At 53.5% G+C, this 12,441-nt stretch carries 8 protein-coding genes and 2 pseudogenes; 8 read left to right on the forward strand and 2 right to left on the reverse strand.

Features of this window, described 5'->3' with window-relative positions:
• Nucleotides 1–250: 250 nt before the first annotated feature.
• From umuD to AABC73_RS13320, 6 genes and pseudogenes are all read left to right on the forward strand, one after another.
• Nucleotides 251–682, forward strand: coding sequence for a translesion error-prone DNA polymerase V autoproteolytic subunit (gene umuD / locus AABC73_RS13295; protein ID WP_341523976.1), 432 nt, complete (start codon nucleotides 251–253; stop codon nucleotides 680–682).
• A pseudogene (locus AABC73_RS13300) lies at nucleotides 669–989 on the forward strand (DNA polymerase V subunit UmuC); the annotation flags it as partial. The gene umuD and the pseudogene AABC73_RS13300, both read left to right, overlap by 14 nt.
• Nucleotides 990–1,047: 58 nt before the next feature.
• On the forward strand, nucleotides 1,048–2,361 hold the full coding sequence (locus AABC73_RS13305) for a site-specific integrase (RefSeq protein WP_341523977.1): 1,314 nt from the start codon (nucleotides 1,048–1,050) through the stop codon (nucleotides 2,359–2,361).
• A pseudogene (locus tag AABC73_RS13310) lies at nucleotides 2,354–4,086 on the forward strand (hypothetical protein); the annotation flags it as partial. The gene AABC73_RS13305 and the pseudogene AABC73_RS13310, both read left to right, overlap by 8 nt.
• A gap of 161 nt (nucleotides 4,087–4,247) precedes the next feature.
• Complete coding sequence (locus AABC73_RS13315; RefSeq protein WP_341523978.1) at nucleotides 4,248–4,622, forward strand: hypothetical protein; 375 nt, start codon at nucleotides 4,248–4,250, stop codon at nucleotides 4,620–4,622.
• Nucleotides 4,623–4,832: 210 nt separating this feature from the next.
• Nucleotides 4,833–5,780 carry a type II toxin-antitoxin system RelB/DinJ family antitoxin gene (locus AABC73_RS13320; RefSeq protein WP_341523979.1) on the forward strand — a complete coding sequence of 316 codons (948 nt, stop codon included), beginning with the start codon at nucleotides 4,833–4,835 and terminating at the stop codon, nucleotides 5,778–5,780.
• Nucleotides 5,781–6,202: 422 nt separating this feature from the next.
• Here the strand turns inward: AABC73_RS13320 and AABC73_RS13325 are convergent, their stop codons facing one another.
• Both AABC73_RS13325 and AABC73_RS13330 read right to left on the reverse strand, forming a co-directional pair.
• Nucleotides 6,203–7,339 carry a hypothetical protein gene (locus AABC73_RS13325; protein ID WP_341523980.1) on the reverse strand — a complete coding sequence of 379 codons (1,137 nt, stop codon included), beginning with the start codon at nucleotides 7,337–7,339 and terminating at the stop codon, nucleotides 6,203–6,205.
• Nucleotides 7,340–7,343: 4 nt separating this feature from the next.
• The gene (locus AABC73_RS13330; RefSeq protein ID WP_341523981.1) at nucleotides 7,344–8,267 is read right to left on the reverse strand and encodes a hypothetical protein; all 924 of its coding nucleotides are present in this window, start codon (nucleotides 8,265–8,267) and stop codon (nucleotides 7,344–7,346) included.
• 189 nt (nucleotides 8,268–8,456) lie between these two features.
• Here AABC73_RS13330 and AABC73_RS13335 point away from each other — a divergent pair, with 189 nt between their 5' ends.
• Together AABC73_RS13335 and AABC73_RS13340 are read left to right on the forward strand one after the other, a co-directional pair.
• The gene (locus AABC73_RS13335; RefSeq protein ID WP_341523982.1) at nucleotides 8,457–10,820 is read left to right on the forward strand and encodes a hypothetical protein; all 2,364 of its coding nucleotides are present in this window, start codon (nucleotides 8,457–8,459) and stop codon (nucleotides 10,818–10,820) included.
• Between the two features lie 3 nt (nucleotides 10,821–10,823).
• On the forward strand, nucleotides 10,824–12,428 hold the full coding sequence (locus AABC73_RS13340; protein ID WP_341523983.1) for a nuclease domain-containing protein: 1,605 nt from the start codon (nucleotides 10,824–10,826) through the stop codon (nucleotides 12,426–12,428).
• The last annotated feature ends 13 nt before the right edge of the window (nucleotides 12,429–12,441 follow it).

Here is a 12,441-nt window from a genome sequence, read left to right on the forward strand (position 1 = left end):
GGACCTTGATTCCGCACATTACCAACCGCCCGGTCTACCGGAAACCACTCAAAATCCAACCGGCCTGCGCATTCCATGGCGATCTCCTCAGCGCGCCTGGAATTTATCGTCGCGGCCATCCACTCCCGGGCCAGCTCAGGTGTCCACACATGCTGTCACCCGTCGAAATTTCCTACACCTGAGATTGACCGCAAGCAGTCTTCAGCGTTAACTGTATATACATACAGCTAACCATTACAAGGCTCGCATCATGAGTGTCACCATCCTTGGCCCTTTGTCGGCAGGGGGCGAAAAGCTCCCGTTGTTCTCGTTCCAGGTACCGGTTGGCTTCCCGTCGCCGGCGGCCGATCACATCGAAAAGCACATCTCGCTGGATGAGCTGTTCGACATCCGCGCGCCGCATGTGTACCTGGTCAAGATCGAAGGCGACAGCATGCAGGGGGCGGGGATTTACAGTGGTGATCTGGTGATTGTAGATCGCAGTCTGTATGCCGAGCATGGCGATATCGTCATTGCCGCGCTCAACTCCGAGCCGGTCTGCAAGCGTCTGCACATGCGCGATGAGGTCATCATCCTGCAGTCGGAGAACAGCAAATATCCGCCTCGGCATGTAATGGAAGGCGATGAGCTGGTGATCTGGGGAGTGGTGAAGTTCAGCGTGCGTGATCATGACAAAGCATGAGCCAGTCTTCGCCCTGATCGATTGCAACAGCTTCTACGCCAGCTGTGAGCGAGTCTTCCGCCCGGACCTGACCAAGACGCCCATCGTGGTACTGAGCAATAACGATGGCTGCGTCATTGCCCGCAGCTACGACGCCAAACCGTTCGTGAAGATGGGCGCGCCGTATTTCCAGATCAAGGACCTGCTGCGGCAGAACGGCGTCGTCGCCTTCAGCAGCAACTACGCGCTGTACGGTGACATAAGCGAGCGGGTGATGACCGTCATCGAATCCATGGTGCCCGCCGTCGAGATTTACAGCATTGATAAGAATAAGTTGCATACTGTGGACGCCCAAAGCTAGATAGGGCGCCCATGGATATTTACGCTTGCTCTTACAGAGATATCCCTTGGCTACCGTTGAACATATTCATTTCAGTCCGCATGACCTTTCTGTCAAAGACCGCTTGGTTACCTACTCGTCGAATAGCTCCCGCGTAGTAATCGAAGGGCTACCACAAATCTTCTGGGAGGACGGCTTGCCCTGGAGAGAGGCGAACCTCTGGGCTATGGAGAGAGTCACCAATGCTGAGGCAATCCTTAAGACCGTTTCTAGCAACCTGAACGGGCTTTTGAACTACGCGAAATTTTTGGAGAGTCGCAGGCTTCAGTGGTTTGAGTTCCCGTCTCGAAAGGCTGATCGCTGTCTTGTTCAGTACCGTGGGGCGCTTATCAAGGCTCGTGATACCGGTCATATCAGCCCTGCCACGGCTTCCGAGTACATGCGTAACTGCATCGGTTTCTACCGGTGGGTTAGGAGACGTGGCCTTCTAAACTCGCTATTGCCGCTGTGGAAAGACAAGCGCTATTTCATCAAATACTTTGACCAGGTCGGCTTCGAGCGAACGCTAGCTGGCACCACCACCGATCTGGGTATTCCAAATCGAAAACGCATTGGGGTCACTTTGGAAGGTGGGCTACTTCCCGTGTCTGCGGTTGATCGAGACGTCATACTTGATTTCGCAAAACATAGCGCCTCCCCCGAGCTTTATCTGATGTTGGCTCTAGGTTTCTTTACGGGTATGCGACTGGGAACGATCTGTGACCTTCGTATCGATACGTTGGAGCGAGCCCTGCCTGATCCGTCTGCTAAAGGTCTGCTTCGGATCTCGGTAGGGCCAGGTGCGTCCCCGCCCGTGCATACCAAATTTGGAGTAACTGCCCAGGTATGGATTCCCGAAGCGTTGTGCTCAGAAGTCTTGGAGTACGCCAAGGGTCTTCGCAGATTGACTCGCGAGGCATCTGCTGCTGGCGAGCATCAAAACCTAGTGTTCTTGACACGTTTCGGAAACCCTTTCGGACGTCGCAACAGTGATCAGTCTTCGGCCGTAAACGTTGAGATGTCATCGCTTAGAAAATTAGGCATCGCGTCTGGCATCAAAGTGCTCAGGAAGTTTCGCTTCCACCAATCCCGGTGCACCTTTGGAACTGAGCTAGCTAGGCTCGCTTTAGCAAATTGCACTGATGTGGCGATAGTGATTGCGATGGTCAGCAATGCATTGCTTCACGGTCGAAATTCGGAGGCCACCACCTTCAAATACATCAAATTTGTTCAAGCCGCACCCGCCAAGCAAGCCATTGCGAACAGCTTCATGACTGCGTTTACAGGGATTGCTTCGATGCAGGGAGCAAGCAATGAATAATCTGACGTTTTCTGACCTAACGTTTCCAATGCTTGAGTACGCGAAAAATGAGACGCCCTGGGATCTGGCACCACTTTTATACAGCGGTGGTGCTAAGGCAAAAGTGAAGACTGTACGCAGTGAAATCACATCAGGTGCTTTGGGTGATCCTTTGCTGGAGCGGGTAGAGCTTGTGAAGGGGCTCCATGACTGTTTGACCGACGACCTTGTCGGCGGGAGGAGCCGCTTTTCGGCAAATAACAAGATTGGTGCGTTGAGGAAGTTTTTTCAGTGGGTGGATCAGTGCGAGCGTCCGTTGAGCGTTGATACGGTTGCGGAGGAATACTTGGGGTGGGCTGAACATCTTCTAAAGCGTCATCGCGTGGAAGGATATCTAACTGCCGGATCGTTATACGACGCGGCAAGTTTAACTGCGACGATGCTCGACCGAGTTCTAGGCCGAAGCTCGACGCTTCTGTACAGCACCCGAATCCGCAAGCCTAGAGGCAACGGAAAGGCCAGTAATGGGCGCGCTGATAAGCAAAGTTTAGAAGAGAGCTTTTCATTCGGGCAGTTCATTGCCGACGTCTGTACGTCCCTTACCTATGAAGCTGTGGCGGGGCCACTTCCCATCCACGTGGAGTTGCGGTCGGGTTCGACGCTACCTATCTGGTGCGGCCTGCGCGATACAGAGAAGGAAGCGTCACGACGGATTCGACCTCAAACCAAATTCCAGATTGCGGCCATCCTTAGAAACCGCGAACTTCGGAGCGCTGACGTTTCAATCGATACTCGATACCCGGCAGTGAATCTGCGAATCGAAGCCGAGCTGCTCATGTTCATCGCACAAACCGGCATGAATTTGTCGCAGGCGCATCAGCTTCGGATCGACCAATACCATTACACGAGTCATTTTGATGGTTACCAAGTGAGGTCTTACAAAAATCGCCGTCAGGGTGAAGTGCTGTTTGACGTTTTCTCAAGCTACAAGCAGTGGTTCGAACGCTACATTGAGTGGCGTAACACGTGGTTTCCTGACGATCTAGAGGGACTTCTTTTCCCTCTCGTCCGCCCTGGGGGACGTCTCGTTTTAGAAGCTCCTCAGTTCACAGCTATTGCGCGCGTCTGCACCGATTCCAGTGTTCGATTCGTTCGACCTCGTAAGCTCCGGGGTGCGCGTATTAATTGGCTGTTACGTGAGTCGCAACGCCCCGAACTGGTGGCGGAAATCGCACAGCATACCGCTGAAACTTTGATTCGTGTGTACGCCGAGCCCAATCCGCAAATTGCGATGATTGAAATCACTCGATTTCACCGGCAAGCAGATCTCGTCGTTTGCTCACCTGCTCCAGGTACTTGTGTGGCGCCGATACCAGAATCGGTCGTGGATGCTCCGACTAATGCCCCTGATCCCGATTGTATCAACGCTGCGGGTTGCCTTTTCTGCGTCAATCATCGGGATATTGAAAGCGAGGATCACGTCTGGTCTCTGAGTAGTTTGCGAGTGCTAAAGAGCTTGGAGCTAGTTAGATATCGCCCAGCTTGCACGGATAGATCTGACGAGGCTGACCATCCAGCGATGCTTGCGGTCGAGCGTCTGAGTGCGAAGTTACGGTTCTTTCAAGAGAGTAGCGAGGTGCGTCGGCTTTGGGTGGATGAGGCACTGGCACGCATAGCTGAGGAGGACTATCACCCAGCTTGGGACGGATGGAGAGGCTGACGTCTCTCACCATGGGCTTCAGCATGGATGAAGTGCTGGTCTCGATCCTGGAGGTTGAGGGAGGTGAGGTTTACATCGACACGCATGAGCCAGGCATTAAAGTCGAGTCCCTGACTGGGCTGAAAGAGCTGTATCGCAGTCGTGCCTCGACTTCCACTTCAGCTGCATGGCTTGGGGGGCATTAACAATGACAGAGAACAGCGAAGTGGAAGTCGATTTCTACATCAAACGCTCCTCCGATTTCGACCTGCTTCGGATTGCTCGAGCGGTCGGGCAGGGCTTCGAAGAAGAGGTCACGTCGATTCTTGTAAATGTCCACATCAGTAGGCACAGCGCGGTTGGCGTTGTGTTCGGGCATACCAAGAAGGGGCCGAACGGGCGATACGCGGATGGCCACTTCATCCAAACCTCCGACATCCTAGCTACGGCAAAGGAGGGGAGGTTTTGGGTGGTCACCACGATCAACTCTCGGTACGTGATAGCCACATTCCAGCGCGATGGCGGGCGCCGCAGCTTGAACGAATTCTGGCGTCTGGTGGGTAATCGTTACCCCAACATCTAATCGCGTGAATCAACTTTAGAAATGAGCCACGGGTGTGACTGGATCATGCCCTAGGTATCCATGTGCTTGGAATATAGGCAGTTAAGCATGGAGCGGTAAGGGTGTTAACTTATGTAAAGTTATTTGCTTTACCATAAAGCTGTATGCTTTACTTTTTGAGTCGGGTCACGATGGGCTCGATAGAAACCCAACGACGTAACAGGAGGCCTTATGGCCCAAATTAATGCTCGTGTTGCTGACGAGGATAAAGAAAAAGCTGAAAAGGTACTCAAGGCTCACGGTTCGTCCGTGAGTGGGTACTTCGCCAGCGTGATTGAGTACATCGCAGATACCGGGGCTGTCCCGTTCGAGATCAAGCAGAAGCCGAAGCTGGTCAATTTTGATGAGGTCTACGCCGAGGCAGTCGAGAAATTTGCCGACCTATACAATGGCTTGGTTTTGATGAGCAAAGCGATGCAGCCTGGGATCACTGATCAGTGGGAGCGATCCCGCGCCCTGTGTAATGACCACTCACTGGCTATGAGTTTTTTGCAAGAAAATGAGCGGTATGTCTACGGCGCGCCTTGCCAGATGGAGAAGGTGACGACTGGCGACGGCTCACAGCACGATTTTTCACTGGGACGTGAGCGATTTCCCGCATTAAAAACAGGGCTCGCGCATGCATTGCGCTGCATAAACTTCAACAGTCGACCTCTAGATCGTTCTGATTTGGATGAAATGTCGGAGGCTCTTTCTGGGGCCGAGGCAGCCCTGCAATCCCTGCGTGACCTCAGCCCAGGAGAGCGATCGATTGAGTCACGCATCGCATTCTTCATAACCGCCGCATTGGATGCTCTACAAGCCGCGAAGGTCTTGACTGATGGCCCTAACGAAGTATTCATGTTCCATCACTGGTTCACTCGACTGGATGCTGTATGCCGCGATGTGGTGGCCTGTCATAAGCGGGTGGGATCCACCAAGTGGGATGCGCAAATTCAACTGGTGGTTGAGCACGTAGCTACGGTCAAAAATCAGATTGACGAGTGGAACCGAAAGCGTCTGGATTTTGCGTCCCAGAATAGCTCCAATTGGTTGGCCTTTCAGGGTAACGCCATTGAAGTTGCCGATGAGCAGGTGAGAAAGCTGCAGCGAACTGCTCTTCGTGGAGGTTCGCGATAGTGTTGAACCTTGCGCGCTTCTTCACTGCTGGACGCGCGCAAGGCCTGCCACCTTTCCGACATCGGGCCAGACGCCTCCAGCAGGCTCCGCGCTAGCTCAAGCCACGCCTTGGCCGCAAATGAGAGCTGACCTTGCCGACGCAGGCGAGGGAGATCTCCCAAGTGAGAGAGGGTGACTGGATTTCCGCGACCGTGAAGCTACAGTGCTGGACGATGTGAGACAGCAACGCAGCCTCTCCCTACACTTCCACACCTTGATCGGTGACGACAGAGGAGTACCGAGAAGCGTGGTTTTGCCGATTCAGGATACGGTGATCGCGTCCACAAAAAATAGGGACACACTTGCCCTTAATGCTGGAGTTGGAGGGAGCGCTCGGCGGGCGCCTCCCCTCAGCCAGCTCATCGTAGCCTTACAGACCAAGACTAAGACGCCACGGCAACGCCGGCAGGAATCGACAGGGTCTTGAAAGTCTCAATCTTCTCGGATTCCAACTCCTTCAGTATCGTTTCCTTGGCATCATTCTTGTCGATAGACCTGCCCGTGTTATCGAAGCTAATCTGCTTAATCCTCAATTCAATCTCACTGTCTTTCTTCTGGCCCGCAGAAAATTCTGGGAAGCCCAGCGAGATCACGCAATCACCATCGAGACCCGAGGTGCTGAATCGGAATTTGGCATCGATCCTGTGCAGGAACAGGCTAGGGCGGTAAGACACTTCTGAGAGAAAGTCTGAGTGCTCAAGGCTAAAGCCCTTCAAGTCCAGGTTTCGAATTTTTTCCTTCATCCAGTCCAAGGCTGCCGGGAGTAGGATGTCTGGGTCGGGCGAGATCCCGATATCGACAACCTCCTTAAAGGACAGTGCGACCAATTTGCTGTGTTGCGTGAGCCCTAACAGGTAATTGAACCTGTTCTGGTTGGTGAAATCGCAGAAACGAATCGAGGTCGCCTGCTCACTCTCACTGATCTGCTTGACCGACTTGAAATGTGAAATCAGATGCTTCGACATCGCCTTGTTTGTCGTCTTTGTTTCCGGTGCAGTGTGCGTGAAGATCAGGATGAGCTCGTCCTGAGCCTTGTTTTTCTTGATCTCGATGGACCCTTTAAAATTTTTGCGCGAGTCAGCCCAGCTCTTGGAGCGGTCAGTTCGCTCTAGCAGGTAGTCCATCCGGATCGTGTCGAGGTCTCTGTTGACTGGGTAGAATTCTGGCGTTCCCAAGACCTTGAAGTTTACGAACTCAAGATCCAGCAGCTTGTTGACATCCATGACGTCAGGGATCGCGTCCAACAAGGCATCATCACCTTGCCACTTGATCGTCTGGGTGGTGATCTTGGGGTTGTCTTCCTTGGTCGTGTAGGCAAGCTGAAGCTTGGAAAACTCGCTCGGACGTACCAAAGACAGTGTAAGAGCAGGGATGGAATGCTCTTTCTCTGAGCTGTTGATGAAGACGCCTCGGCTCTTCAGAACGTGTTTGATGTCGCCGGCACTGATGTAAGGCTGAGCAAGGTAGGTACGCAGCGCTTCACCTTGGGGAAGGATAGAGTCAATATTTTGATTACTCACTGCATCACCCCCTGAAATCTGCTTGGTAGGATTCGAATTCGACGATTGAAGCGAACTCCTTGTTCGCAATTGACAGCCTCGCAATGTCTGCAATTTCCTCATGATCTACGTAGTTGTAGTCAGGGAACGCGAGGGCCACCTTGTGAGGAAATTCCATGGCGATTTCCATCGAGAAGCCAATCATGCGTTTTACCGCTTCGAGGCTGAAAGGATCCTGACAGCAGATTAGCAGTGATTTCCTTTCATGCTCTTGGATGAAGAAGGGGATCAAGCCACTGTTGAGGTATTCGGGAGGCAGTATCGTCCCGTTTGTGATCCTCTCGATGGGGCTTACGTTTTTCCCAGTAGAGGGGTAGAGGAAACGAACATTTTCTGCACCGAATCGATTTCTCGCGTACGTAATGGTGTCGAACAGAAAGCTAGCTCGGTAATTATCAATGACGTAGATGGTGCCGTAGTTGAAGCTGTCGAGGTTTCGCGACCCCGCTACTTGACTGACCACATCCTCCTCTGCGTCCGATGCCGCACTGAACCAGCAAAGGATGCCAGCGAGCGACTGACCGCTCGCGCCTGTATAGCCCGAGTTGATCGACTTTTTCAACGGTGAGCGATTGAAGCACTCGACTGTCGTTGCAAGGTCGGTGAAATTGTCTTTGAATAATGGGCCAGGAGAAGTTGGGTAGGGGCCGGATGTAAATTTCGAAGAAATAACGAGGTGCTTGAGGACGCCGTCCTCCAATGGGGATAGGCAGCTGAAGACAAAATCGGCACCATGGGTTTTTCTGGGGTTGCCGGTCGTGCTGTGGAGGACAGGTTTCACACAGTCGAACTCGTGTCCCTTGAGTGCTGCCTTCCAACCAATCAGGTTGAGCAGCGACTCCGTGATGTGTTCACCACGCTCGCCCAGCTTCTTTGACCATTCGCCCATCACACGTTCCTTGAATAATGAATGTCTTGCAACCCTATGCGGCCAGAACGCTACGGAGGTTGAGGGATGATGTCTAGTGGCAATTTGTCGGCAAATCGACGGTGGATTGTCTAGCTTCAGGATAATGGCTAACCCATCAAGCCGGTGCGTCAGCCTACGACTAGGGCATGCAGGGTGAGGGATAGTGAAATGCTCTCGCTTACCTCCCGCTACGGCAAAGATGGGATCTGGCTTCCAGCCCGCAGCAGTGACATTATCTCGCCATCTAAATATCGTTGGTGGAGAATGGACTTGCTGGATCTTAAGGATGACGAACAGCTGAAGGCTGCATGTATTAGTCTTCAGGAGCAGGTAATGTCCTTGGCGGGTAATCAAAGCTGGATCACCGAATTCCAGCAGTGGTTGGTGCGTGTCAGGGATGTGTCTCATGAAGAGTTCTTAAGCAAGGACTTCCAACTGGCGCTCTGGGACACCGAGGCTGTTTCGGCAACCGGCATGGGGCGCATCAACATTTCTGCGGTCGCCGAAAATTCGGCCATCGCAGAGAGCCTCTGGCATCTGAAGCAAAAGTTCGCGCAGACGAGCGATCCTTCTGAGAGTGAAATGCTCATCGCCGACGCTTGGGCTCAGATTGCGTCCGCAGTTGCTGGGCTGACCAAAAGAAACCCTCGACTGAAGATGTACAGAGTTTTCGCATTGCTTTGTCCGGGTGCATTTACGTCGATAGCGCATCATCGAAAACTGCGCGAGCTGGCTCATGCCTTGGGGATTCCACTGAGCGGTCAGAGGCGTCATCTGCACCGACTCGTATTGAACCGGTTAGATGACGTGCTGGGTGAGGTGGTAGACGTCTATTCAAGGGAGGGGGTCTCACGCTTGACGCTGCCTTGGCTGCTGTTCGTCAACTATGTTCAGAACCCAGAAGGCGAAGCCACCGAAATATCCGACCTGGAGACAGGTGACGAAGTACTCAAGCCCTTGCCCCCTGAGAGAAGGAGGCGCGGTTTGCTGGCGATTGGCGGAGGCCCAGCCACCATTCAAAGCATGATCGACTTTGCAACAGATGGATGCACTCGTGAAGACTTCATCCAACACTTGCAATCGATCAACCCTCAATCAAAAACGTCGACTTGCAACACTCAGCTGAACGCTCTGATTGCCGAATGGGGCGTGCTGCGTGCCAACGCAAGCAACATGCAGTTGACACCCCGCGGGGAGGCATTCCTGGAGTCGGGTGATCCAGATGAGATCATTGACTGGATGATCACCCGCATCTTGGGGTTTGACTATTTGCTAGCGGCATTGCGTGACACACCGTTATCTAACCGTGACGCCATCCTCACACTCAGAAAGGCAAACCCAGGATGGACGACTGATTTCGCCCCATCAGCGATTATTGGTTGGTTCAGGTACCTTGATCTGGTCACGATCTCCGAGAAAGTGCTCAGCCTTACCGAAAGGGGTAAGCAGTGGGTTAATCGCATTCACTGGGAGCCTAAGGGTCTTGCGAGCATTCCAGGTCTCAGCCCGTCCTTAGCTCAAGTAGCCCCAGTCCAGCTCGATATCGAAATTGAGCGGCCGAAGCTACGCGCCGTGATTGACCGCTTTGATCAAGAGTTTCGCTTTCCAGAGGAGTTGATCGGACAGCTTGATGCTGGATTGTGGGGGCACCCGAGGCGTCATTTCGCGGTGCTGACAGGCTTGAGCGGCGCGGGAAAGACGCAACTTGCCCGTAACTATGCGCTGAGTCTATGGCAGGACGATCCCGAGCCAAGTGAAGGGTTGCTGATCGTGCCTGTCCAGCCAGGCTGGCACGACTACACGAGTCTGCTGGGCTACGTTAATCCGCTGGAGTCAGACGCGTATGTGCGTACTGGCGTTCTGGATTTTCTCCTGCAGGCAAGCGCCAACCCGACGAAGCCCTACACACTGGTTCTTGATGAAATGAACCTCTCTCATCCGGAACAATATCTGGCGCCTCTACTTTCAGCGATGGAAACCGGTGAAACGATCGTCTTTCACGGTCAAGTCGACGAGATCGATGGTGTTCCTCCAGGCATTCCGTATCCGAGCAACCTCGTGATCATCGGCACCGTGAACATGGATGAGACCACTCATGGGTTGAGCGACAAGGTGCTTGATCGAGCGTCTGTGATCGAGTTTTGGGACATTGAGGTCAAAGCATTTCCTGGCTGGCAGAAGAGCTCGCTTGAGGATGAACAGATTTCAATAGTCAGAAATCTCATGTCCTCACTCATGGATGTGCTTCGTCCAGCTCGACTGCATTTCGGGTGGCGCACGCTCAACGACGTGATTGGCTATCTGCAGCAAACGCAGGCGGGTGGTGTCATCGAGTTCTCACGTGCACTCGACCATGCCATTTATTCGAAGATACTCCCCAAGTTGCGCGGTGAAGACAGCCCTCGACTTCAGCAGGTGTTCACTTTGCTACATGCCACGCTCAAAGATGCGGGGTTGGGTATGTCGCTGCGCAAGGTTAAAGAAATGGCCGACGACCTGGCTCACTCCGGCTCGACTAGATTCTGGCGGTAGACCATGTCGATCATCTTGCAGGTAGAGCAGGGCGATGCTCGATTTGACGTGCACCCAGGTCAGTTGAACCCAGGTTTCATGGAGAAGAAGGCTTATCGTTTTACCGCGCTTGAAGGGTTTTCCTTATACATTGATGACGTCTTGATCGAGACGGTCGACCAAAACGGCGTGTGTGCGTGGTTATGGTCGCCAGGCTTTTATGCAGGAGAGGTCGCGGCAGAGCTTCTGGATGACCAGGGGCGGACTGCCGCCATTTACCGGCTGGACGTTTCAGCAGCTGATAATAAGCTCGGAGGCCAGGCATTCGCTGCCATGGTTGAGGCGATTCTGGATTTCGACCCGGCTCTGGTTCTGGGCACAGAAGAGGCTCAGTTTGGAATTGGCCATGATGGAGCACTAACCAACCCGCATCTGCAGTATGCGAGGCTGAGACGCTATGGGGATCGGCTTCACCGCGCGCTCAAACAGATATCTCAGCGGCCGTTAACAACCTTGAAGAGCGACCGCACCTCGGTGAGTGCCCACACGGTCAAGCGGTTGGACTCCGCATCCGTCCATAGGGCACTCAGAGGGCCGACGGGGCAGGCACTGTTGCATCCTGCTAGTACTCAGCGTCCGGCCCTGAACACTGTACGCTTTGAGGTCAGCAGATCTTACGAGGAAGAGGACAACCCGGCGAATCAGGCCGTTGGACTTGTTCTCTTCGATGTTCTTAGACGTTGCCGGCAGGTGGTGAGGGGACTTCAACATGCCGCTGCAACTGAGATGGTCAGCGAAACCCGATCAGCGTTAACGCCAAGGCTCGTACGTCGAATTGCGTTCACCGAGTCGCTTGCTCGCAAGCTTGAATGGCTTCAACGCGCGAGACCTTTCTGTATCGTGACTGCCAGACGTCTATCGGCTGCAGGATTGAATGCGATCTCTGCTCACCCTGCATATGCGCGAGCTTATCGGTTTGGTTGGTACGCGTTGCGTTCAGGGTGGTTGGGAAAGGATCCTGATGAGACGCTGTGGATTAGTCCAACATGGGAGATCTACGAGCGGTGGTGCTTTGTGACGGTAGTCTCACAGCTGCAACGTCAGCTTCCTGAACTCGTCTGGAGTCGTGAATATCGATCGTTGGGCTTTAGAGAAATCGTATGGCGGGGAAAAGCGGCTGATGTGACAGTTGAGGTGTGTTACCAAGTCCGATGCCCAGCGATTGATCAGCCTGCGCATCGCGGTTTCCAAAGTTTATCGCGAGAGAGATATCCGGATATCGTCGTGACGTTGGACTCGCATTCGGCGAAGCGCTTCGTAGTTTTCGACGCAAAGTATCGCAGCGCCCGCGCCAGCGTCCTGGATGCGATGGAGTCAGCGCACATTTATCACGACAGTCTCCGGTGGAAGGGCATCAAGCCTGACGTTTCATTGCTGCTGATACCTCGGGCAGACAAAGTAATGTCGCTTGTCAGCCCGACCTATCATGCGGACTATGGGGTCGGAGCTTGGCAAATCGGGACTGAGTCAGAAGGGGAGGCACTGGGTATCGAGCTCAAACGTATTCTGAGTGCAGTACCAATCGCGGCCGCTCCGGCGCGTACAATTGCTACTGGAACGGCGAAGTAATCGAATGCGTCCC

This window comes from Pseudomonas sp. G.S.17, from assembly GCF_038096165.1.
In the GTDB taxonomy this organism is placed as follows: domain Bacteria; phylum Pseudomonadota; class Gammaproteobacteria; order Pseudomonadales; family Pseudomonadaceae; genus Aquipseudomonas.